The organism is Lelliottia nimipressuralis, assembly GCF_041464075.1.
Lineage (GTDB): Bacteria > Pseudomonadota > Gammaproteobacteria > Enterobacterales > Enterobacteriaceae > Enterobacter > Enterobacter nimipressuralis.
The window spans coordinates 3637509-3659393 of the sequence record NZ_CP167172.1; the positions used below are offsets into that span (position 1 = coordinate 3637509).

22 protein-coding genes and 1 pseudogene are annotated in these 21885 nt (G+C 55.4%); 5 read left to right on the top strand and 18 right to left on the bottom strand.

All coding sequences use genetic code 11. The features are described from left to right. Positions 1–80 precede the first annotated feature (80 nt). The 11 genes from ACB496_RS17475 to cysG all read right to left on the bottom strand — a co-directional run bounded on the left by ACB496_RS17475 (position 81) and on the right by cysG (position 8789). Positions 81–707, bottom strand: a complete 627-nt coding sequence (locus tag ACB496_RS17475) for a protein-L-isoaspartate(D-aspartate) O-methyltransferase (RefSeq protein WP_100779139.1) — start codon at positions 705–707, stop codon at positions 81–83. Beyond that, complete coding sequence (surE, locus tag ACB496_RS17480; protein WP_100779138.1) at positions 701–1462, bottom strand: 5'/3'-nucleotidase SurE; 762 nt, start codon at positions 1460–1462, stop codon at positions 701–703. Before surE ends, ACB496_RS17475 begins: the two co-directional genes overlap by 7 nt. Next, a complete protein-coding gene (gene truD / locus ACB496_RS17485) occupies positions 1443–2492 on the bottom strand; it encodes a tRNA pseudouridine(13) synthase TruD (protein ID WP_371973155.1) in 1050 nt (349 codons plus the stop codon). Before truD ends, surE begins: the two co-directional genes overlap by 20 nt. Then, entirely contained in the window at positions 2489–2968 is a 480-nt protein-coding gene (ispF, locus tag ACB496_RS17490) for a 2-C-methyl-D-erythritol 2,4-cyclodiphosphate synthase (protein WP_017457714.1), read from the bottom strand. The genes truD and ispF overlap by 4 nt, the downstream gene beginning before the upstream one ends. After that, positions 2968–3678 carry a 2-C-methyl-D-erythritol 4-phosphate cytidylyltransferase gene (ispD, locus tag ACB496_RS17495; RefSeq protein ID WP_312070198.1) on the bottom strand — a complete coding sequence of 237 codons (711 nt, stop codon included), beginning with the start codon at positions 3676–3678 and terminating at the stop codon, positions 2968–2970. Before ispD ends, ispF begins: the two co-directional genes overlap by 1 nt. 19 nt (positions 3679–3697) lie before the next feature. Beyond that, complete coding sequence (ftsB, locus tag ACB496_RS17500; RefSeq protein WP_100779135.1) at positions 3698–4009, bottom strand: cell division protein FtsB; 312 nt, start codon at positions 4007–4009, stop codon at positions 3698–3700. A 78-nt stretch (positions 4010–4087) separates the two neighbouring features. Then, positions 4088–4411, bottom strand: a complete 324-nt coding sequence (locus ACB496_RS17505) for a DUF3561 family protein (RefSeq protein ID WP_100779134.1) — start codon at positions 4409–4411, stop codon at positions 4088–4090. A 59-nt stretch (positions 4412–4470) separates the two neighbouring features. Next, positions 4471–5076 carry an adenylyl-sulfate kinase gene (cysC, locus tag ACB496_RS17510; RefSeq protein ID WP_100779133.1) on the bottom strand — a complete coding sequence of 202 codons (606 nt, stop codon included), beginning with the start codon at positions 5074–5076 and terminating at the stop codon, positions 4471–4473. Further along, complete coding sequence (gene cysN / locus ACB496_RS17515; RefSeq protein WP_100779132.1) at positions 5076–6503, bottom strand: sulfate adenylyltransferase subunit CysN; 1428 nt, start codon at positions 6501–6503, stop codon at positions 5076–5078. Before cysN ends, cysC begins: the two co-directional genes overlap by 1 nt. A gap of 9 nt (positions 6504–6512) precedes the next feature. Further along, positions 6513–7421: a sulfate adenylyltransferase subunit CysD gene (gene cysD, locus ACB496_RS17520; protein WP_095283121.1), complete on the bottom strand. Its 909-nt coding sequence runs from the start codon at positions 7419–7421 to the stop codon at positions 6513–6515. A gap of 9 nt (positions 7422–7430) precedes the next feature. Continuing rightward, entirely contained in the window at positions 7431–8789 is a 1359-nt protein-coding gene (gene cysG, locus ACB496_RS17525) for a siroheme synthase CysG (RefSeq protein WP_371973156.1), read from the bottom strand. 240 nt (positions 8790–9029) lie between these two features. Here cysG and ACB496_RS17530 point away from each other — a divergent pair, with 240 nt between their 5' ends. The 3 genes and pseudogenes from ACB496_RS17530 to ACB496_RS17540 form a co-directional block, all read left to right on the top strand. After that, entirely contained in the window at positions 9030–10073 is a 1044-nt protein-coding gene (locus tag ACB496_RS17530; protein ID WP_100779130.1) for an aminopeptidase, read from the top strand. Between the two features lie 825 nt (positions 10074–10898). After that, a complete protein-coding gene (gene cspG, locus ACB496_RS17535) occupies positions 10899–11111 on the top strand; it encodes a cold shock protein CspG (protein WP_100779129.1) in 213 nt (70 codons plus the stop codon). Positions 11112–11230: 119 nt separating this feature from the next. Continuing rightward, positions 11231–11347: pseudogene (locus tag ACB496_RS17540) on the top strand (AraC family transcriptional regulator); the annotation flags it as partial. A 134-nt stretch (positions 11348–11481) separates the two neighbouring features. Here ACB496_RS17540 and cysH read toward each other — a convergent pair. The 3 genes from cysH to cysJ all read right to left on the bottom strand — a co-directional run bounded on the left by cysH (position 11482) and on the right by cysJ (position 15803). Further along, a complete protein-coding gene (cysH, locus tag ACB496_RS17545; protein ID WP_100779128.1) occupies positions 11482–12216 on the bottom strand; it encodes a phosphoadenosine phosphosulfate reductase in 735 nt (244 codons plus the stop codon). 69 nt (positions 12217–12285) lie between these two features. After that, positions 12286–13998 (bottom strand): assimilatory sulfite reductase (NADPH) hemoprotein subunit, encoded by a 1713-nt coding sequence (cysI, locus tag ACB496_RS17550; RefSeq protein WP_123428672.1) that lies wholly within the window; start codon positions 13996–13998, stop codon positions 12286–12288. Further along, positions 13998–15803, bottom strand: a complete 1806-nt coding sequence (cysJ, locus tag ACB496_RS17555; protein WP_194512079.1) for an NADPH-dependent assimilatory sulfite reductase flavoprotein subunit — start codon at positions 15801–15803, stop codon at positions 13998–14000. Before cysJ ends, cysI begins: the two co-directional genes overlap by 1 nt. Before the next feature lie 309 nt (positions 15804–16112). On the opposite strand from cysJ, the gene queD reads away from it, so the two are divergent. Then, the gene (gene queD / locus ACB496_RS17560; protein ID WP_181826777.1) at positions 16113–16478 is read left to right on the top strand and encodes a 6-carboxytetrahydropterin synthase QueD; all 366 of its coding nucleotides are present in this window, start codon (positions 16113–16115) and stop codon (positions 16476–16478) included. Between the two features lie 34 nt (positions 16479–16512). Here the strand turns inward: queD and queE are convergent, their stop codons facing one another. The 3 genes from queE to ACB496_RS17575 form a co-directional block, all read right to left on the bottom strand. Further along, the gene (gene queE, locus ACB496_RS17565) at positions 16513–17184 is read right to left on the bottom strand and encodes a 7-carboxy-7-deazaguanine synthase QueE (RefSeq protein ID WP_102105451.1); all 672 of its coding nucleotides are present in this window, start codon (positions 17182–17184) and stop codon (positions 16513–16515) included. 72 nt (positions 17185–17256) lie between these two features. After that, entirely contained in the window at positions 17257–17946 is a 690-nt protein-coding gene (locus ACB496_RS17570) for an N-acetylmannosamine-6-phosphate 2-epimerase (RefSeq protein WP_102105452.1), read from the bottom strand. Further along, complete coding sequence (locus ACB496_RS17575) at positions 17946–19502, bottom strand: PTS transporter subunit EIIC (protein ID WP_371973157.1); 1557 nt, start codon at positions 19500–19502, stop codon at positions 17946–17948. The genes ACB496_RS17570 and ACB496_RS17575 overlap by 1 nt, the downstream gene beginning before the upstream one ends. A 166-nt stretch (positions 19503–19668) precedes the next feature. Between ACB496_RS17575 and ACB496_RS17580 the strand changes: the two genes are divergently transcribed. After that, positions 19669–20493, top strand: coding sequence for a MurR/RpiR family transcriptional regulator (locus ACB496_RS17580; protein WP_107702933.1), 825 nt, complete (start codon positions 19669–19671; stop codon positions 20491–20493). Between the two features lie 59 nt (positions 20494–20552). Here ACB496_RS17580 and eno read toward each other — a convergent pair whose 3' ends face one another. Then, positions 20553–21848: a phosphopyruvate hydratase gene (gene eno, locus ACB496_RS17585; protein ID WP_100779120.1), complete on the bottom strand. Its 1296-nt coding sequence runs from the start codon at positions 21846–21848 to the stop codon at positions 20553–20555. Positions 21849–21885 lie beyond the last annotated feature (37 nt).

Here is a 21885-nt window from a genome sequence, read left to right on the forward strand (position 1 = left end):
AAATTAACCGTGATGGCTCGAACCTTTTGCGCCACACCATACGCTGAATTTTTCCGAATAACCCTGGAAAATTCCGAGTATCAGGCAAGCTCTCCCTTAACAAGAGGCACAAAACGCACGGCTTCAACGGTATCGATAATAAACTCGCCGCCCCGTCGACAAACACGCTTCAGAAGCTGTTGTTCATCGCCCACCGGCAAAACGAGAATACCGCCATCATCCAGCTGCGCCAGAAGCGCGGCCGGGATCTCAAGCGGTGCTGCCGTCACGATAATGGCATCAAATGGCGCGCGGGCCTGCCAGCCCTGCCAGCCATCGCCGTGACGGGTGGAAACGTTATGTAAATCAAGCTGTTTAAGGCGACGGCGGGCGTGCCACTGCAAGCCTTTGATCCGCTCGACGGAGCAGACGTGATGGACGAGATGGGCCAGAATTGCCGTCTGATACCCTGAACCGGTGCCGATTTCCAGCACCCGGGATTCCGGCGTCAGCTCCAGCAGCTCCGTCATGCGCGCAACCATATACGGCTGTGAAATCGTCTGCCCTTGCCCGATCGGCAAAGCGACGTTTTCCCACGCTTTGTGTTCAAACGCCTCATCCACAAATTTCTCACGCGGAACCTGTGAGATTGCCTCAAGCACACGCTCGTCGGTGATGCCCTGAGTGCGTAATTGAGTCAGAAGAGCTTGTACACGTTTACTTACCATTGTGTGTTCACCCCGGCACGTTCCAGCCAGCCTGAGACCACATCTTGCGCGTTATAGGCGGTTAAATCTACGTGCAGCGGCGTAACGGACACATAGCCTGCATCCACCGCCGCAAAGTCCGTATCTGGCCCGGCGTCGCACTGCTCGCCAGGAGGACCAATCCAGTAAAGCGTATTTCCGCGCGGATCTTGCTGAGGGATCACCTGATCGGCTGGATGGCGACTGCCACAGCGCGTCACGCGAATACCTTTGATCTCGGCAAGAGGCAGATCCGGCACGTTGATATTCAGAATGCGACCGGTGCGCAGCGGCTCACGGCTGAGGGCGCGCAGGATCGAACAGGTGACGGCAGCAGCCGTATCGTAATGGGTGTAACCATTGAGCGAGACCGCCAGCGCCGGGAACCCAAGATGACGCCCCTCCATCGCTGCCGCAACCGTTCCAGAGTAGATCACGTCGTCGCCCAGATTTGGGCCAGCGTTGATACCTGAGACCACCACGTCCGGGCGCGGGCGCATCAGGGCGTTCACGCCGAGGAAAACGCAGTCCGTTGGCGTCCCCATCTGCACCGCGATATCGCCGTTTTCATAGGTAAAAGTGCGAAGGGACGACTCCAGCGTTAATGAGTTGGAGGCACCGCTGCGGTTACGATCGGGAGCAACAACCTGCACCTCGGCAAACTCGCGAAGGTGTTTAGCCAGCGTCTGAATTCCAGGCGCATGGATCCCATCATCGTTACTCAGCAATATTCGCATAGTCACCCGACGTATTGATTAGTTCCCTGACAACACTGGTGGCAAAGCTCCCTGCCGGCAGCCAGAAACGTAACTCTACGGTTACGTCATCCCACCAGTTCCAGCTTAGCTGCTGCGGATAGAGCAGCATCGCGCGGCGTGCCGCTTCAACTTTCTCCCGCACCAGCAATGATTGTAATTCTGTCGCCTCTGCAACCGCCGCCTGCTCCGCGACCAGCGCATCGCCCTGCGTTCCCCACTCTCCCGAGCCAGGCAGCGCGGCGGTAATCAGCAGCGTTTTATTGTCGACGCGTGCCTGCAGATCGGCCATTTCATCGCTTGTGGCGACGAACCAACTGCCGCGTCCCGCTAATTGTAGCGCATCGCCGACAACAACTTGATTCGCGTCCATTTTTTTCAGTCGTTCGCTCACAATCTGATTAAACAACGCACTGCGGGCTGCCGACAACCAAAAACTGCGTTTATTCCTGTCGCGAACCGGGGCATTGCTCTGCGCCCAGCGCAGCGCACCCTGCAAATTGCTGCCGCCAATCCCGAAACGCTGGGTACCGAAATAGTTCGGCACGCCCTGCTCGTTAATGGCCGTCAGACGTTTTTCGACGTCATCACGGTCTGTGACTTCACGCAGCACAAGAGTAAACGTATTGCCCTGAAGCGCCCCCAGGCGCAGCTTGCGCTTGTGGCGGGCGTACTCCAGCACTTTACAGCCTTCAAGCTCAAATTTGCTTAAATCAGGCATCGCATTGCCCGGCACGCGCGCGCACAGCCACTGTTCCGTGACCGCATGTTTGTCTTTTTGCCCCGCAAAGCTCACTTCACGGGCATGAATCTTGAGGAATTTTGCCAGCGCATCGGCCACAAAACGGGTGTTGCAGCCGTTTTTCAGAATACGCACCAGAATATGCTCGCCTTCGCCGTCCGGCTCAAAGCCGAGATCTTCCACGACCACGAAATCTTCTGGGCTGGCTTTCAGCAGGCCATTTCCCTGTGGTTTGCCGTGCAAATACGTCAGGTTAGCAAAGTCGATCATTTGGCCGCCTTCACCAGCAGCGCCACAGCCTCACAGGCGATGCCTTCGCCGCGACCGGTAAAGCCGAGCTTCTCGGTGGTGGTCGCTTTGACGTTAACGTCATCCATATGGCAGCCGAGATCTTCCGCGATAAAAACGCGCATCTGCGGAATGTGCGGCAGCATTTTTGGCGCCTGAGCGATGATCGTCACATCGACATTACCGAGGGTATAGCCCTTCGCCTGAATCCGACGCCAGGCTTCACGCAGCAGCTCGCGGCTGTCCGCGCCTTTAAACGCCGGATCGGTGTCCGGGAACAGTTTACCGATATCGCCCAGCGCCGCCGCGCCGAGCAAAGCATCGGTTAAGGCATGCAGCGCAACATCGCCATCAGAGTGTGCGAGTAAGCCCTTCTCGAAGGGAATGCGTACGCCGCCAATGATAATCGGGCCAACGCCGCCAAAGGCGTGTACGTCAAAACCGTGTCCAATTCGCATTATGCCTTCTCCTGAGGGATCGTACGGGTAAGATAAAATTCCGCGAGCTGTAAGTCTTCCGGGCGCGTCACTTTTATATTATCAGCGCGCCCCTCAATCAGCTCAGGGTGAAAACCGCAATACTCCAGCGCCGACGCTTCGTCGGTGATGGTGGCGCCTTCATCGAGCGCGCGGGTTAAACAGCTTTTGAGCAGTTCGCGGGGGAAAAACTGGGGGGTCAGCGCGTGCCATAAATCGACGCGCTCAACGGTATGGGCGATAGTTTGCACGCCAGGCTCTGCGCGCTTCATGGTGTCGCGCACGGGCGAGGCCAGAATGCCACCTGTGGCGCTGGTTTCGCTGAGCTTAAGCAGACGGGCCAGATCGTCCTGATGCAGGCAGGGGCGTGCAGCGTCGTGCACCAGCACCCACTCGGCATCACCCGCTGCGCAAAGGCCTGCAAGAACGGAGTCGGCGCGCTCTGTGCCACCATCAACGACGGTAATCTGTGGGTGATTTGCCAGCGGTAGATCGGCAAAACGGGCATCGCCCGGACTGATGGCGATCACGACGCGCGTCACCCGTGGGTGCGCCAGCAGCGCCGCGACGGAGTGTTCAAGGATCGTTTTATCGCCAATGGAAAGGTACTGCTTAGGACACTCTGTTTGCATGCGCCGACCGAAACCTGCTGCCGGTACCACAGCGCATACATCCGAAAAAGTCACTGCCATGTCGTAATCCTGGGCCTGATTATCGATTGTTTTGTGCTGAGCCCTGACTGCGTTTAGACGCATCCGGCACCAGACGATAAAAAGTTTCGCCCGGCTTAGTCATACTGAGTTCGTTGCGTGCGCGTTCCTCAATCGCCTCTTGCCCGCCATTGAGGTCGTCAATTTCGGCAAAGAGTTGATCGTTTCGCGCTTTGAGTTTTGCGTTTGTTGCCTGCTGTGCCGTGACGTCATCATTGACGCGACTGTAGTCGTGAAGACCGTTCTTACCGAACCACAGCGAATACTGTAGCCAGACCAGCAAAGCCAGCAACAGCAGTGTTAATTTACCCATCCAGCCCCCTGAAAAACGGCATCATCATCCCATAACTTTCCGTTCGACTCTACTCTGGGGTTTTAATTATGTCGCAAGTTAGCCCATCAGCCATAAAAACAGCAGGCCGAAAATGATGACCACGGTGGCAATGGTGATGATGGTGCTGTAGAACAGGCGTCCATTCAGCAGCGAGTGCAGCGCAATGCCAACCACAACCGCGACGGGCATCAGCGCGAGAAAGAAAGGCCAGGTGTAGAGGAAGAAAAACAGCGTATTGCGGCCATAGATCAGAAACGGGATGCCGAGCGCCAGCAACCACGAGACGAAGCCGACCACGGCCCCAGGAAGTGACCAGGTCGTGTCGTCATCAGTCGATACGGTGTCCGACGTGGTGATAATGTAATTCTCACTGTTACGCATAGCAGATCCTGTGACCATGACACATCTTACGGGCAGCGAGCTATCCGTTCGATACCGTCTCAGGATCTGATAATATCGCCCTGTCTGAGCAGGTCTAATAATTGGCCTACTAAATTTGTTACCAATTGTTGACCTTCCAGGTGAATCTCTGGTGATTCAGGGGCTTCGTAAACCGAGTCAATGCCGGTGAAATTACGCAGCTCACCCGCACGGGCCTTTTTATAAAGCCCTTTCGGATCGCGCGCTTCGCACACCGCAAGCGGCGTATCGACAAACACTTCGATAAACCGCTCGTGACCCACGCGCTCGCGCACCATCTGTCGCTCGGCGCGATGTGGCGAGATAAAGGCGGTTAATACCACCAGCCCTGCATCAGCCATCAGGCTCGCCACTTCCCCTACGCGGCGAATGTTCTCTTTACGATCGTCATCGCTAAATCCCAAATCGCTGCACAGGCCGTGGCGCACGTTGTCGCCATCGAGCAGATAGGTACTGACGCCCTGCTGATGCAGCGCCTCTTCCAGCGCCCCGGCCACGGTGGATTTACCGGAGCCAGACAGCCCGGTAAACCACAGCACAACCCCACGATGACCGTGGAGTTGTTCGCGCGCGGCAACGGTTACCGGATGAGGATGCCAGACGACGTTCTCATCGTGCTGCGCCATTATTTTCCTCCCAGCAAATCGCGTGCGCCCCAGTGCGGGAAGTGTTTGCGGACCAGCGCGTTCAGCTCCAGCTCAAAGGCGCTGAATTCAGAAGGCGCTGCGGTTGCCTGCTCGTGCGGCTCGCGCACCATACCGGCACCCACGGTGACGTTAGTCAGTCTGTCGATAAAGATCAGGCCGCCCGTTACCGGGTTTTGCTGATATTTGTCGAGCACCAGTGGCTCATCAAAAGTGAGATCCACCAGACCAATGCCATTCAGCGGCAATTCTGAAACCTGGTGCTGCGCCAGATTGTTGATGTCCACCTGATAGTGAATGCTATCGACGCGCGCACGGGTTTTCTTGCCCGCGATTTTGATATCATAGCTTTGGCCCGCCGTCAGCGGTTGCTCTGCCATCCACACCACGTCCAGGGACGCGCTTTGCACGGCCGGCACGCTCTCCTGCGCATCCAGCAGCAAATCACCGCGGCTAATATCAATCTCGTCCTTCAGTACCAGAGTCACCGCTTCGCCCGCACCCGCTTCCGGCAAATCGCCGTCGAAGGTGACGATACGGGCAATGGTCGATTCCACACCGGACGGCAGCGCTTTCACGCGCTGACCAACCTTCACCACGCCGGAAGCAATCGTCCCGGAGAAGCCACGGAAATCGAGGTTTGGACGGTTGACATATTGCACCGGGAAGCGCATCGGCTGGCTTTCCACGGGGCGTTGAATTTCAACGGTTTCCAGCACTTCCAGCAGCGTCGGGCCGCTGTACCACGGCATGTTAACGCTCTGGGAGGCCACGTTATCGCCCTCCAGTGCGGAGAGCGGCACAAAGCGAATATCCAGATTGCCCGGCAGCTGCGCGGCGAAAGTCAGATAGCTCTGGCGGATTTCCTCGAATTTCTCTTCGCTGAAATTCACCAGATCCATTTTGTTGACTGCCACCACCAGGTGTTTGATGCCGAGCAGCGTGGAGATAAAGCTGTGGCGACGGGTCTGATCGAGCACGCCTTTGCGCGCGTCCATCAGCAGGATCGCCAGCTCACAGGTCGAGGCGCCCGTGGCCATGTTACGGGTGTACTGCTCATGCCCTGGGGTGTCGGCGATGATGAATTTGCGCTTCTCGGTAGAGAAATAGCGGTACGCCACGTCGATGGTAATTCCCTGCTCACGTTCTGCCTGCAGGCCATCCACCAGCAGCGCCAGATCGAGTTTTTCGCCCTGGGTGCCGTGACGTTTGCTGTCATTGTGCAGGGAGGAGAGCTGGTCTTCGTAAATCTGACGCGTGTCATGCAGCAGTCGGCCAATCAGGGTGCTTTTCCCGTCATCGACGCTGCCGCAGGTCAGAAAGCGCAGCAGGCTTTTGTGCTGCTGGGCGTGCAGGTAAGCTTCCACGCCGCCTTCATCAGCAATTTGTTGTGCAATAGTGGTGTTCATGGCGGCTCCTTAGAAATAACCCTGACGTTTCTTCAGCTCCATTGAGCCTGCCTGGTCGCGGTCAATCATGCGCCCCTGTCGCTCACTGGTGGTGGAGACCAGCATCTCTTCGATGATCTCCGGCAGCGTCTGCGCGTTTGATTCCACAGCGCCCGTCAACGGCCAGCAGCCCAGCGTACGGAAGCGGACCATCTGTTTTTTGATCACTTCGCCCGGCTGCAAATCGATACGATCGTCGTCGATCATCATCAGCATCCCGTCGCGTTCAAGCACCGGACGCTCTGCCGCCAGATACAGCGGAACGATTTCGATATTTTCCAGATAGATATACTGCCAGATATCCAGCTCGGTCCAGTTGGAGAGCGGGAAGACGCGGATGCTTTCGCCTTTATTAATCTGGCCGTTGTAGTTGTGCCACAGCTCCGGGCGCTGGTTTTTCGGGTCCCAGCGGTGGAAGCGGTCGCGGAAAGAATAGATTCGCTCTTTGGCGCGGGATTTCTCTTCGTCACGGCGCGCGCCGCCGAAGGCCGCATCAAAACCGTATTTGTTCAGAGCCTGCTTCAGCCCTTCGGTTTTCATGATATCCGTGTGTTTCGCGCTGCCGTGGACGAACGGATTGATGCCCATCGCCACCCCTTCCGGGTTTTTGTGCACCAGCAGTTCGCAGCCGTAGGCTTTGGCGGTACGGTCGCGGAACTCGTACATTTCGCGGAATTTCCAGCCGGTATCCACGTGCAGTAGCGGGAACGGCAAAGTGCCCGGATAAAACGCTTTACGCGCCAGATGCAGCATGACGCTGGAATCCTTCCCGATCGAGTACATCATCACCGGGTTCGAAAATTCGGCAGCCACCTCGCGGATAATATGGATGCTTTCCGCTTCAAGTTGCCGCAGGTGGGTAAGTCGTTTTTGGTCCATAACCATTCCTTAAGCCAGATTCACCACAGAAGAGTTGAATCCCTCCTGCTGTTGGTTGTGTTGAAACCAGGCGAGCGTCTGATGCAGCTCCACCACCTCTCCCACCACAATCAGGGCGGGCATGGGGGCATTTTTCGCCAGGTTTGCAAGTTGTTGTAAGGTTCCGGTCGCGACGTGCTGGTCGACGCGTGTCCCGCGTGAAATCACTGCCACCGGCGTTGCTTTATCGCGCCCATGACGAATCAACTGTTCGCTGATGTCAGCGGCTTTCAGAGTGCCCATATAGATCGCCAGCGTCTGACGGCTTTGCGCCAGCTGGGCCCAGTCAAACGGCGCGCTGTCTGCTTTGTAGTGTCCGGTAACGAAGGTGACGCTCTGGGCATAGTCGCGGTGAGTGAGCGGGATACCGGCGTAGGCGGTGACCGCCGATGCCGCCGTGATACCCGGGACCACCTGAAACGGCACGCCCGCCTGCGCGGCTGCCTGCAACTCTTCGCCGCCGCGCCCGAAAATAAACGGGTCTCCGCCTTTGAGGCGTACCACGGATTTCCCGGCTTTCGCGGCATCAATCAGCATCTGATTGGTCTCATGCTGCGCCAGTGAGTGTTCGCCCGCGCGTTTGCCAACGCAGATCTGCTCGGCATCGCGACGGATAAGCTCACGCACCTCGTCGCTTACCAGATGATCGTAAAAGACCACGTCGGCCTGCTGAATAACCTGCAGACCGCGCAGCGTCAGCAGCCCGGCGTCACCCGGCCCGGCACCGACTAAAATAATTTCGCCCTGCTGCTGATGTGAAGCGTGAAGGGAGTCCTCCAGTTCGCGTTTGGCGGCCTGTTCGTTTCCCGCCGCCATCAGGCTGGCAAAACGCCCGCGAAAGGCTTTCTCCCAAAAACGACGGCGATCGGCGGTGGTGGTACGGTACGCTTTCAGTCGTTCACGAAAGCCCCCCGCCACTTCAGCCATACGCCCGAGGCTTACAGGTAATAACGCTTCCAGCTTTTCACGCAGCATGCGCGCCAGCACGGGCGCGTTGCCGCCGGATGAGATTGCAATCAGCAGCGGGGAACGGTCGACAATCGACGGGAAGATAAACGAGCACAAGGGCTGATCATCCACCACGTTCACCAGCCGATGACGGGCATTGGCCGCCTCAAACACCCGACGATTCAGCGCCGGATCGTCCGTCGCCGCGATGGCCAGTACCACCTGATCAAGCTGTGACTCATCGAATTCTGACCCCGTAACAATCTGCACCTGCGCGCCGGCCCGCTGTAAAAAAGCGATTTTGCGATCGGCGATTTCGCCCGTCCCGACAATCAGCACCGGACGGTCTTTCAATAAAGCAAACAGCGGCAGATAGTCCACGATGCGGTAACTCGTCTCAACAACAGGAATAGTGGGACTATAGGGGGCGGCTTAGAGTGAATGAAATTACGAATTGGAATGAGTAGTTACTCAATGGAATAACGAGTTGAGAAAGCTAATATCAAAAAGTGCTTAACCTGCGAAATAACGGGCATTTAAGAGCAAATGAAATTGTGTAAGCGCCGTCACAGTTTCATACTAGGCAGGTTAAAATTTTGTTCGATTTTTTAAGGACTCACTATGTTTTGCGCAATGCGCCACCGTATCGCTGCCCTGGCGATCGGCGTTTGCTGTATCCTCCCGGCTCAGGCAACCACTCAACCTTTGGGTGAAATCGCATCCACTCAGGCGCGCCATATTGCCACGGTATTTCCAGGACGAATGACAGGCACGCCTGCAGAGATGCTGTCGGCAGACTATCTGCGCCAGCAGTTTGCACAGATGGGCTACCAGAACGACATTCGGGCCTTCCACAGCCGCTACATTTTTACGTCGCGCAATAACAGCAAAAACTGGCACAACGTGACCGGCAGTACGGTTATCGCGGCCCACGAAGGCAAATCGGCGCAGCAAATTATTATTATGGCGCATCTCGATACCTTCGCCCCCCAGAGCGATGCGGACATTGATAATAATCTCGGCGGCCTGACCCTTCAGGGTATCGACGATAATGCGGCAGGCCTTGGCGTGATGCTGGAGCTGGCCGAACGCATGAAAGATGTTCCGACCCAGTACGGGATCCGCTTTGTCGCCACCAGCGGCGAAGAGGAAGGCAAACTCGGGGCGGAGAACCTGCTCAACCGCATGAGCGCGGCGGAAAAGAAAAATACCCTGCTGGTGATCAATCTCGATAATCTGATCGTCGGCGATAAGCTCTATTTCAACAGCGGCAAAAGCACCCCCAACTCTGTACGCAAACTGACGCGCGACCGCGCGCTGGCCATTGCCCGCAGCCACGGTATTCTGGCGGCAGTCAATCCCGGGCGCAATCCGGCTTACCCAAAAGGCACCGGCTGCTGTAGCGACGGCGAAGTATTTGATAAAGCAGGCATTCCCGTGCTGTACGTCGAGGCGACGAACTGGAACTTAGGGGACAAAAACGGCTATCAGCAGCGCGCTAAATCGAAAGCCTTCCCGGATGGCACCAGTTGGCACGATGTGAGACTGGATAACCAGCAGCACATTGATAAAGTGCTGCCTCAGCGCATTGAGCACCGCAGCCGTGACGTGGTGAAAGTGATGCTGCCGCTGGTGAAAGAGTTGACGAAAGCGGGTAAAGCGTAAACGGAAAGCGAAAGAATGGGGGCAAGTGGTCATATACTGCCCCCAAAAAAGCTGGACGGAATAGTCGAGGCATTGAAGAAAGAGTCCATGTGATGTACGGGCTTTTTGTTTCCTGCCTATCTAAAAAATCAATTCTGCAACCGTATCTTCGATTCACCTGGTTGCTGACTTTTGTGCCTCAGCAATAACTTTGATGGATTAACAGCCTTCATACACTCTCCCGAGGATGTTATGTGTGAAAAGAGTCATTTACCGCTGCTGGACGATCACAAGCCGTTACGATGAAGAGAAAGAGTTGCTGGCGCTCGAAGCACGAAAACCGCCCCTACTTAAGCCATTAAACGTGTCGAATGTTTCAGGACGTGCAGCGGACGTTTTGGGTAGATTGGTACAATAAATAGTGGGAGATTTTTTAGTATTAATGCCAAATATTATCTGTAGTGAACGGGTATATTTGAAAGCAGTATAAATAGCAGTATCACTTTATTAAGCCCATTAATGTTAAATCAGAAGTCTGTAGTATCTTAAAAGCCCTGGCTGCAATGGTCAGGGCTTTTAAGATGACTGCCCCGTTGAATTGTAAATTTCCCCAACAGATTGCTGACAAAAATAATCTTGCTTATCAAGTCATATCAGACCACTATGCGTCATCGGTTTGGCATACAGACCTTATGAAAGCAGTTTTAGTAAAGCAGTCCTCATTTCAAGCGTGTTCCTTAGATACTCTTCTGCATGAGCCTCCTCCTAAGTGCCCAATAAGTCCTCATCTGCAAGCAGGCCATGTTTGCCACCATGTGTGGCTCAAGAAAATTTAAGGAAGTAAATATGTCTAATAAAATGACTGGTTTAGTAAAATGGTTTAACTCTGAAAAAGGCTTCGGCTTCATTTCGCCAGAAGATGGTAGCAAAGATGTCTTCGTACATTTTTCTGCTATCCAGAGCAACGATTACAAAACACTAGATGAAGGGCAGAAGGTTGAGTTCTCAATTGAGAATGGTGCCAAAGGTCCTGCAGCTGCCAACGTTATCACGCTGTAATAGCTGATAATGACACGAATACTTACGACAGCGATGACGGCATCAGCCTGAGCAGATAAGTTAACGTGATAAAAAAACCCGCCTTGAGCGGGTTTTTTTATGTTTCAGGCATAAGGGGGGCGGCGGTAAAAGTGGGCTATGAGAGTGCGTCCCCGTTTAGCCGCGAGTACAGCAGGGAGTTTGGCGAGGCACCGCAACGTGATATCAGACGTCTGCGTGGAGAAATAAGTCAGTAACAATCCCCCTCAGCACCTATTTATAAGGATTCTGACGTCTCCTCTGCACGCAGTCATCCTTTACGGAATGCGTCTCGCAATAAAAAAAGCCCCTGCTCGTGACAAGCAGAGGCATATGACAGCGGACCGGTGAATCAGCCTTCGTGCAACCCGCACTCACGCTTAAGCCCAAAGAATCGCGTCTCTTCTTCCGCCATTCCTGGCTCCCATTTGCGGGTGGTGTGGGTGTCGCCCACCGACAGGTAGCCCTGATCCCACAGGGGATGGTATTTCAGCCCGTGCTGCTGCAGATACTGATAAACGGTGCGGTTATCCCAGTCGATAATCGGCAGGACTTTAAATACGCCGCGCTGGATCCCAAGTACCGGCAGACTGGCCCGGCTGCCGGACTGCTCGCGGCGCAGGCCGGCAAACCAGGTTTTCGCATTCAGCTCACTGAGCGCCCGGTTCATCGGCTCGACTTTGTTGATCTCATTGTATTTCTCAATGCCCTCAACACCTTGCTCCCACAGTTTGCCGTAGCGCGCTTCCTGCCACGCTGCGCTCTGCTCCGCGCGATAGACCTTAAGATTCAGCTGGAGTTTATCCGTCAGCTCATCAATAAACTGATAGGTTTCCGGAAACAGATAGCCGGTATCGGTGAGGATCACCGGAATGTCCGGGCGGATCTGATTCACCAGATGCAAACTCACCGCCGCCTGAATGCCAAAGCTCGACGAGAGCACATAGTCGCCCGGCAAATTTTCCAGCGCCCACGCGACACGGCCCTGCGCATCGCGTTTTTCAAGCATGGCGTTCGTTTCCGCCAGCGCCAGGATACGTTCCACTTTGGGCAGATCGTTAAGGGCGTTTAGATCGAGTCTGGACATAAGTTCCTCACTGTTTGCCTTGCCTCATGGCGCTTCGCTTATCAGGCGCGCGCCACCGGGCGATCAGGATTACTCCCAGAAATCTCGCGCTGGATCGAGCACCGGGCGAATAATGCCCGCGCGTACGGTAAAGTCGCCGAAGCCTTCACCCGCTTCGCGCTCTTTCGCCCAGCGTCCGACCAGTTCATCGATGGAATCGAGAATTTCCGGCTCGGTAATGTTTTCGCGATACATACGGGGAATGCGCGTCCCGCTGCGATTCCCGCCAAGATGGACGTTGTAGCGGCCCGGCGCTTTACCCACCAGCCCCAGCTCCGCCAGCATCGCGCGGCCACAGCCGTTCGGGCAGCCCGTCACTCGCATCACAATGTGTTCGTCGCCGATGCCGTGTTTCTCCAGCACCGCTTCCACTTTGTCGGTGAAAGAGGGCAGGAAGCGTTCGGCCTCAGCCATCGCCAGCGGACAGGTCGGGAAGGAGACGCAGGCCATAGAGTTTTCACGCTGCGGTTTAACCGCATCCATCAGCGTATGCTCGCGCGCCAGCTTCTCGATCTTCGCTTTCTGACTTTCCGGCACGCCGGCAATGATCAGGTTCTGGTTCGCGGTGATGCGGAACTCGCCTTTATGGATCTTAGCAATTTCCAGCAAACCGGTTTTCAGCGGACGGCCTGGATAATCCAGAATACGGCCATTCTCGATAAACAGCGTCAGGTGCCATTTATTGTCGATGCCTTTTACCCAGCCGATGCGATCGCCGCGACCGGTGAACTCATACGGGCGGATTGGCTCAAATTTGATCCCTGCGCGACGCTCCACTTCCGCTTTAAACGTCTCAACGCCGACGCGCTCAAGGGTGTATTTGGTCTTCGCGTTTTTACGATCCGTACGGTTGCCCCAGTCGCGCTGGGTCGTGACTACCGCTTCCGCCACCGCCAGGGTGTGCTCCAGCGGCAGATAACCAAACTCGCTCGCCGTGCGGGCGTAGGTTTTCTTGTTGCCGTGCTCAATCGACAGACCACCGCCCACCAGCAGGTTAAAGCCCACCAGTTTTCCGTTCTCGGCAATCGCCACGAAGTTCATGTCGTTGGCGTGAAGATCGATATCGTTCTGCGGCGGGATCACCACGGTCGTTTTGAATTTACGTGGCAGATAGGTCTGGCCGAGGATCGGCTCCTCGTCAGTGGTCGCGACCTTTTCCTGATCGAGCCAGATCTCTGCATAGGCACGGGTGCGCGGCAGCAGATGCTCTGAGATCTTTTTCGCCCATTCGTAAGCTTCCGCATGCAGCTCAGACTCGAACGGGTTCGAGGTGCAAAGCACGTTACGGTTCATGTCGTTGGCGGTCGCCAGCGCGTCCAGGCCCACGGAGTGCAGCATCTGGTGAACCGGCTTCACATTCTTCTTCAGAATGCCGTGGAACTGGAAGGTCTGACGGTTGGTCAGACGAATGCTGCCGTAGATCGTGTTGTCATGAGCAAATTTATCAATCGCCTGCCACTGTTGGGTGGTGATCACCCCACCCGGCAGACGACAGCGCAGCAGCATCGCGTGACGCGGCTCCAGCTTTTGCTCAGCACGTTCGGCGCGAATATCGCGGTCGTCCTGCTGGTACATGCCGTGGAAGCGGATCAGCAGGAAGTTGTCGCCGTTGAAACCGCCGGTCAGACCGTCATTTAAATCTTCGGCAATGGTGCCGCGCAGGTAGTTGCTCTCTACCTTCATGCGCTCGGCGTCCGTCAGTTTGCCTTCGACCACCAGTGGGCCAGGGTGTTTTTCGCTCATTAGTAGACATCTCGCTGATAACGGCGCTCTACGCGCAGCTCACTTAAAAATTCGTCCGCCGTTTCGGCATCCATACCACCGAATTCGGCAATCACTTCCAGCAAAGCCTGCTCGACGTCTTTCGCCATGCGATTTGCGTCGCCACAGACATAAAGGTGGGCACCGTCATTGATCCAGCGCCACAGCTCTGCGCCCTGTTCGCGCAGTTTGTCTTGTACGTATATTTTTTGTTGCTGGTCACGGGACCAGGCCAGATCGATACGGTTCAGCACGCCCTCTTTGACGTAGCGTTGCCACTCAACCTGGTAAAGGAAATCTTCGGTAAAGTGCGGATTGCCGAAGAACAGCCAGTTTTTGCCTGGGGCTTCATCTGCCGCGCGCTGCTGAAGGAAGGCGCGGAACGGGGCGATGCCGGTGCCAGGACCAATCATGATCACCGGCGTTTCCGGGTTGGCCGGGAGGCGGAAGTTGTCGTTGTGCTCGATGAACACACGCACTTCGCCCTCTTCTTCCACGCGATCGGCGAGGAAACTGGATGCCCCACCCGCGCGGGCGCGGCCTTCGATTTCATAACGTACCGCGCCGACGGTGATGTGCACTTCGCTTTCCACTTCGGCCTGTGACGAGGCGATCGAGTAGAGGCGCGGCGTCAGCGGACGCAGCAGGCCGATGAGCGCCTCTGCATCCAGCTGCGCGGGCGCGAAACGTACCATATCCACAATCGGCGTGGTCGCGGCGTACTGCTGCAGTTTGGCTTTATCGCCCACTAATGGCAGCAGGGTTTCGCTGCGCGTCAGCGTGGCGTAGTTCTCAACGATATTGGCGGTATTGACCGTCAGTTCAAAGTGCCACTGCAGCGCCTCGGAGAGCGGCAGGGATTTGCCGTCCACGGTGACAGTTTCAGTGCCTTTCAGCCACAGCAGCTCCACCAGCTCTTTGACCAGCAGCGGATCGTTCTGATACCAGACGCCGAGCGCATCGCCGGGCTGGTAGCGTAAACCGGAATCACCCAGATCGATTTCGATGTGGCGCACATCTTTTTCGGAGTCGCGGCCGGTGATTTTCTGGTTAACAGACAGGCTCGCCGTCAGCGGTTCTTCTTTGGTATAAGGGCTGGTCAGTACCTGGTTAACCGCACCCGATGCCGTTGCAACGGCCTGCGCCGGGGAGTCTTTCGGCACGCGAGCTTTCAGCACTTCCACAATGCGTGCGCGCCATTCAGCGGCGGCAGGCTGGTATTCAACGTCAGCGTCGACGCGATCCAGCAGGCGCTCAGCGCCCAGTTCCGCGAGCTTATTGTCAAAATCTTTGCCGGACTGGCAGAAGAACTCATACGAGGTATCGCCAAGGCCAAAGACGGCGAATGCGGTGCCATCGAGTTTTGGCGCTTTTTTCGAGAACAGGAATTTATGCAACGCGACCGCTTCTTCGGCCGGTTCGCCTTCGCCCTGCGTGGAGGCAACCACAACCAACAGTTTTTCTGACGCGATTTGTTTGAATTTATAATCCCCGGCGTTGACCAGGTTCACGTTCAGTTGGGCGGCCAGCAGATCGTCGCGCAGTGCTTCCGCCACGCGCCGGGCGTTGCCGGTCTGCGAGGCAGAGATAAGTGTAATCGCCGGGATTTCAACGGCGGCAGGCGCTGCGGTGACAACAGCCCCAGGTTGTTGATTGAGCATCCCCCAGAAATAGCCGGAGACCCAGGCAAGCTGAACAGGTGAAAAATCGGTGGTGGCCGCCTGGAGGCGCGCCAGTTGCTCCGGGTTCAGGGGAAGCAAATTCGAAGGTGGGGCCTGTGTTGTCATGCGTTGTTATGTTCCAGTAGCAAAGCGGAATTTATGCAAAAAGACCAAACTAGAGATAAGGTTAACGGCGGGGATAATAACAATTAAAGAAGGGATGGAAATAATAAATAACCAAAAGAACTAACCGCTTTTAGTCATGGTTCTTAACATTAAAACCGATAAAGCAAGCCACTGAATTTCTTAAATTTAATGTGCATAAGCGATGAGAAAATCTCTCATCCGGGACAAGGGCCGTTTTAGTTAATGCTAAAAAAGGGTCTTTCCGGTACTATGCGGCGGTTTTTTCCGCATTCGTATTACTGAGAGCACATGATGTCCACCACACTGTTTAAAGATTTCATCTTCGAAGCCGCCCATCGCCTGCCGCACGTTCCTGAGGGACATAAATGCGGTCGTCTGCACGGACACTCGTTCATGGTGCGTCTTGAAATTACCGGTGAAGTCGATCCGCATACTGGCTGGATCATGGACTTTTCCGAGCTGAAAGCCGCCTTCAAGCCGACCTACGATCGTCTGGATCACTACTACCTGAACGATATTCCGGGGCTTGAAAATCCAACCAGCGAAGTGCTGGCGAAATGGATCTGGGATCAGATGAAGCCGCTGGTCCCCCTGCTAAGCTCGGTGATGATCAAAGAGACCTGTACAGCGGGCTGCGTTTATCGCGGCGAATAAGACAAAAAAGCCCGGATATCCGGGCTTTTTTATATCAGGCAATATTCAGATACTTATGCGTTTGCATCGACAAACGCCAGTTGCGCGCGATACAGGTTTCGATGCATAGCCGGGTGGCGTCCTCTTTCTGACTGATTGGCTGCAGGGCGATAATGCGCTGCTTTTCATCCGTCAACGTCGCCAGCAGTTCATCCAGCGCTTCAATGTCACGCACGCGCCCTACCGGGTGTTTAATCTCATCCGCGCGCTCAAGCGCCTGAGAGAGCACGTCATATCCACCGCGCATATTCACTTTGGGCGATACGGTCACCCAGGTCGAGTGCGAGCATCTGACTTCATGGGTACCGCTGGTTTCGATCTGGCAGCTGTAGCCGTTCTTCTCCAGCAGCTCCGTGAGCGGCATTAAATCGTGGATGCAGGGTTCACCACCGGTAATCACGATGTGGCGCGCGGTCCAACCCTGACGGCCAATGATCGCCAGCAGATCTTCGGCACTCCCGGCACCCCATTTATCGCTCTCTTTGGTTTTTGCCAGAATACTAAACAGCGACACTTCCCGATCTGCGAGTTTATCCCACGTATGTTTGGTATCACACCAGGCACAGCCGACCGGGCATCCCTGTAAACGAATAAAAATAGCAGGAACGCCGGTGAAGTAACCCTCGCCTTGCAGGGTCTGGAACATCTCGTTAATCGGGTACTGCATAGTCATCTCAGTTAAGGGGATAAACGTTAAGTATCGCAGATCCCCGCCTAAGTATCATGCCCGATCGGTGCTTTACGCCTCAATCGCCGCCACAAAGCGCGCCGTAATCTGCTGAGGACGGGTGATTGCACCACCTACCACCACGGTATGCGCGCCCAGGGCCAGGCATCGTGCGGCCCGTTCTGGCGTGTCGACATTCCCTTCGGCCACCACCGGCACCGTCACTGCCGCAAGGACGTCGCGTAAAAAGGCGCAGTCATTATCCGGCAGAGACTGACCTGCCGTCTGCGCCGTGTAGCCGTGAAGGGTGGTGCCCACGCAGTCGAAGCCCAAATCCTGCGCCGTTTTGGCCTCGGCAACGGTGGCGATATCCGCCATCAGCAGCAGAGAGGGATAACGCGCACGAATCTGTGCGACGAGATCGGCCAGCGTCTCTCCGTTCGGACGCGGGCGCGCGGTGGCGTCGAGGGCGATAATTTCCGGTGTCACCGTCATCAGTTCGTCGATCTCTTTCATGGTGGCGGTGATAAACACCTCACTGTCCGGATAATCACGCTTAATGATGCCTATCACCGGTAAAGAGACACTCGCCTGAATTGCCGCGATATCCACCACGCTGTTGGCACGAATAGCGACCGCCCCACCCTGCGCCGCCGCCAGCGCCATGCGAGACATGATAAACGGGCTGTGCAGCGGTTCATTTTCCAGTGCCTGACAGGAGACGATCAATTTGCCTTTCAATACATCCAGTATCGTTTTCATTACGCTAAACTCTCTTCGACTTCGTTTTTAATGATGGTGACGTGCGGACCGTAAATCACCTGAACGCCGTTTCCGCGTACAATCACCCCGCGCGCGCCGGTCGCTTTTAGCGCCGCTTCGTTGACCTTACCGCCGTCCTTCACGGTGACGCGCAGACGTGTGGCGCAGCAGTCCACCTCTTCCAGATTTTCCCGACCGCCTAATCCTGCAATCACCGCCGCTGCGCGTTCGCTTTGTGGAAGCTCACTCTCAACCACGGCCTCTTTCTCACGGCCAGGCGTGGCGAACCGGAAACGGTTTATCAGGTAACGGAAGGTGAAGTAGTAAAGGAAGAACCACGGAACGCCGACCAGCGGGACGTACATCCAGTGGGTTTTGGCTTCGCCCTGCAGAACGCCAAACAGGATGAAATCGATAAAACCGCCCGAGAAGGTCTGCCCAATGGTGATGTGCAGAATATGGGCGATCATAAACGCCAGCCCATCAAAGAAGGCATGGATGACGTATAACACCGGCGCGACAAACAGGAATGAGAACTCAATCGGCTCGGTGATCCCGGTCAGGAAGGAGGTCAACGCCGCCGAGAGCAGCAGCCCGGCCACGCGCTTTTTGTTCTCCGGTTTAGCCGTGTGGTACATCGCCAGACAGGCACCCAGCAGGCCGAACATCATGGTAATAAAGCGCCCGGACATGAAGCGCGAGGTGCCGATATAAAACTGCTGGGTATTCGGATCGGCGAGCTGCGCAAAGAAGATGCGCTGCGTGCCTTCCACCAGTTGGCCATTGACGATTTCGCTCCCGCCCAGTGCGGTTGTCCAGAACGGCAGATAGAAGATATGGTGCAGACCAAACGGGCCGAGCATGCGCAGGATAAAACCGTACAAAAACGTGCCGAGATAACCCGTCGCGTCCACCAACCCGCCCAGACCAAATATCATTTTCTGGAAATGAGGCCACACAACCGTCATCAGCGCACCGACCACAATCGCCGCCAGCGAACTAATAATCGGCACAAAGCGAGAGCCGCCGAAGAAGCCGAGGAACTGCGGCAGAGCGATTTTATTAAAGCGATGGTGTAGCGTGCAGGTCACCAGGCCAATCACCACGCCGCCAAAGACGCCGGTTTCCAGCGTCTGGATCCCGAGCGTCATCCCCTGCCCCACCGCGCCGGGATTTTCATGGGCCAGCGTGCCGGTGAGGATCAGCAGCGCATTGATGGTGGCATTCATCACCAGGAATGCGAGCAGCGCCGCAAGCCCGGCGGTGCCTTTATCCGTTTTCGCCAGCCCGACCGCAACACCCACCGCAAACAGCACCGAGAGGTTGGCAAAGACAATCGATCCGGCGCTACTCATGATGGTAAAGATGGCCTGAAGCCAGCCGACATCCAGGAACGGATATGCCGTCAGCGTATTGGGGTTGGACAACGCCCCGCCAATTCCCAGCAGCAAGCCCGCCGCGGGCAATACCGCTATCGGCAGCATGAACGATTTACCGAACCGCTGCGCCTTTTCAAACCACGCCCCTGAAGAGGCACCACTAAACATCTGCATCATATTTTCACTTCCCCCGAGTAATGATGAAAATTTTTACCACATAAATTATATAAACCGAAAATTATCACCAAAGATCGGGAAGCGGATCATACTTTTTTAAAATGACTGGCATCTCTCCCCCGCTTTCCGCCACACTAGCCCCAGAGAAACGCATTAAGGATCTTGCATGTCAGAAAATGAAAATCTGCTGCTGAGGCTGCGCCAGAGCGTCTCGGGATACAGCCCCACTCAGCAAAAACTGGGAGAGTTCGTCTTAAACGATCCCGCGAAAGTGCTTTATCTGACGATCACCGAACTGGCGCGCGAAAGTGAAACCAGTGAGGCGAGCGTGACGCGCTTATGCCGCGCGCTGGGCTGTAAGGGATATACGGAATTCAAAATGGCGCTGGCGCTGGATGTACAGCGGATCCAGGCACCTGCCAGAAAAGGCGATGAGATCGATGAGGTGGTGGAAGAGTCGGTGCAGGCGCTGCGCGATACCGCCCAGTTGCTCGACAGAGAGGTACTGCTGAAGGCGGCGCAGGCGCTGCATCAGTCGCGTTCAGTCTACATTTATGGCGTCGCGGCCAGCGCCATTATCGGAGATTATCTGCACTACAAATTATTGCGGCTGGGGAAACCGGTGCAACTGTTCAGCGATATGCATCGGGCGTCAATGAACGCGACGACGCTCACTCAGGACGATCTGGTGGTGGCGATTTCAAGTTCTGGTTCGACGCGTGACTTACTGCATGTGGTAAAGCTGGCGCGTAAGCGTGGAGCTAAAGTGCTGGCGCTAAGCAACACGCCGCGCAGCCCGCTGGCATCGATAAGCGAAATGCTGCTGGTGGCAGCGAAACCGGAAGGGCCGCTGAGTGCCGGGGCGTTAAATGCCAAAGTGGGTGTGATGCTGCTGGTGGAACTGCTGGCAACCAGTCTGATTACCCTTGACGATCACTATGGCGATGTCAGTCAGCAGACGGCCAGTGCCACCCTCCCCTTACTGCTGTAAATCAGACATAAAAAAACCCGCCGAAGCGGGTTTTTTCTTAAGAGTGAAAGCTCAGTAGATTACTGACCTTTGATCTCTTTACGACCGTTGTACGGAGCTTTTTCGCCCAGTGCTTCTTCGATACGAATCAGCTGGTTGTATTTAGCTACGCGATCAGAACGGCTCATAGAACCTGTTTTGATCTGGCCTGCAGCGGTACCAACAGCCAGGTCAGCGATGGTAGCGTCTTCAGTTTCGCCTGAACGGTGAGAGATAACGGCAGTGTAGCCAGCGTCTTTCGCCATTTTGATCGCAGCCAGAGTTTCGGTCAGAGAACCGATCTGGTTGAATTTGATCAGGATGGAGTTAACGATGCCTTTGTCGATACCTTCTTTCAGGATCTTGGTGTTGGTTACGAACAGATCGTCACCAACCAGCTGGATTTTGTCGCCCAGAACTTTAGTCTGGTATGCGAAACCATCCCAGTCAGATTCGTCCAGACCGTCTTCGATAGAGACGATTGGGTACTGTTTGGTCAGGTCTTCCAGGAAGTGAGTGAACTCTTCGGAGGAGAATGCTTTGTTGCCTTCGCCAGCCAGAACGTATTTACCGTCTTTGTAGAATTCAGATGCTGCACAGTCCATCGCCAGGGTGATGTCGGTGCCCAGCTCGTAGCCCGCTGCTTTTACTGCTTCAGCGATAACAGCCAGAGCTTCTGCGTTAGAACCCAGGTTAGGCGCGTAGCCACCTTCGTCACCAACAGCAGTGTTCATACCTTTAGCTTTCAGAACTTTAGCCAGGTTATGGAACACTTCAGAACCCATACGAACCGCTTCTTTCAGGGATTTCGCGCCAACTGGCTGAATCATGAATTCCTGAATATCAACGTTGTTGTCCGCGTGCTCACCACCGTTGATGATGTTCATCATCGGAACTGGCATGGAGTATTTGCCTGGGGTGCCGTTCAGTTCAGCGATGTGCTCATACAGCGGCTGACCTTTAGACGCTGCAGCCGCTTTGGCGTTAGCCAGAGACACAGCCAGGATTGCGTTCGCACCGAAGTTAGATTTGTTTTCAGTACCGTCCAGGTCGATCATGATTTTATCGATGCCAGCCTGGTCTTTGGCGTCTTTGCCAAGGATTGCCTGAGCGATAGGACCGTTAACCGCGCCAACAGCTTTGGTTACGCCTTTACCCAGGAAACGGGATTTGTCGCCATCGCGCAGTTCCAGCGCTTCGCGGGAACCAGTAGAAGCACCTGACGGAGCAGCTGCCATACCGACGAAACCACCTTCCAGGTGAACTTCGGCTTCAACGGTCGGGTTACCACGGGAGTCGATGATTTCACGACCGATGACTTTAACGATTTTGGACATTAGATTTTCCTCAGTACAAGTTAAACTAAAACTCCAG

Coding starts and splice junctions, on each gene's coding strand:
- ACB496_RS17475 (WP_100779139.1), bottom strand. CDS start 707: ATGGTAAGTAAACGTGTACAAGCTCTTCTGACTCAATTACGCACTCAG.
- surE (WP_100779138.1), bottom strand. CDS start 1,462: ATGCGAATATTGCTGAGTAACGATGATGGGATCCATGCGCCTGGAATT.
- truD (WP_371973155.1), bottom strand. CDS start 2,492: ATGATCGACTTTGCTAACCTGACGTATTTGCACGGCAAACCACAGGGA.
- ispF (WP_017457714.1), bottom strand. CDS start 2,968: ATGCGAATTGGACACGGTTTTGACGTACACGCCTTTGGCGGCGTTGGC.
- ispD (WP_312070198.1), bottom strand. CDS start 3,678: ATGGCAGTGACTTTTTCGGATGTATGCGCTGTGGTACCGGCAGCAGGT.
- ftsB (WP_100779135.1), bottom strand. CDS start 4,009: ATGGGTAAATTAACACTGCTGTTGCTGGCTTTGCTGGTCTGGCTACAG.
- ACB496_RS17505 (WP_100779134.1), bottom strand. CDS start 4,411: ATGCGTAACAGTGAGAATTACATTATCACCACGTCGGACACCGTATCG.
- cysC (WP_100779133.1), bottom strand. CDS start 5,076: ATGGCGCAGCACGATGAGAACGTCGTCTGGCATCCTCATCCGGTAACC.
- cysN (WP_100779132.1), bottom strand. CDS start 6,503: ATGAACACCACTATTGCACAACAAATTGCTGATGAAGGCGGCGTGGAA.
- cysD (WP_095283121.1), bottom strand. CDS start 7,421: ATGGACCAAAAACGACTTACCCACCTGCGGCAACTTGAAGCGGAAAGC.
- ACB496_RS17530 (WP_100779130.1), top strand. CDS start 9,030: ATGTTTTGCGCAATGCGCCACCGTATCGCTGCCCTGGCGATCGGCGTT.
- cspG (WP_100779129.1), top strand. CDS start 10,899: ATGTCTAATAAAATGACTGGTTTAGTAAAATGGTTTAACTCTGAAAAA.
- cysH (WP_100779128.1), bottom strand. CDS start 12,216: ATGTCCAGACTCGATCTAAACGCCCTTAACGATCTGCCCAAAGTGGAA.
- cysI (WP_123428672.1), bottom strand. CDS start 13,998: ATGAGCGAAAAACACCCTGGCCCACTGGTGGTCGAAGGCAAACTGACG.
- cysJ (WP_194512079.1), bottom strand. CDS start 15,803: ATGACAACACAGGCCCCACCTTCGAATTTGCTTCCCCTGAACCCGGAG.
- queD (WP_181826777.1), top strand. CDS start 16,113: ATGATGTCCACCACACTGTTTAAAGATTTCATCTTCGAAGCCGCCCAT.
- queE (WP_102105451.1), bottom strand. CDS start 17,184: ATGCAGTACCCGATTAACGAGATGTTCCAGACCCTGCAAGGCGAGGGT.
- ACB496_RS17570 (WP_102105452.1), bottom strand. CDS start 17,946: ATGAAAACGATACTGGATGTATTGAAAGGCAAATTGATCGTCTCCTGT.
- ACB496_RS17575 (WP_371973157.1), bottom strand. CDS start 19,502: ATGATGCAGATGTTTAGTGGTGCCTCTTCAGGGGCGTGGTTTGAAAAG.
- ACB496_RS17580 (WP_107702933.1), top strand. CDS start 19,669: ATGTCAGAAAATGAAAATCTGCTGCTGAGGCTGCGCCAGAGCGTCTCG.
- eno (WP_100779120.1), bottom strand. CDS start 21,848: ATGTCCAAAATCGTTAAAGTCATCGGTCGTGAAATCATCGACTCCCGT.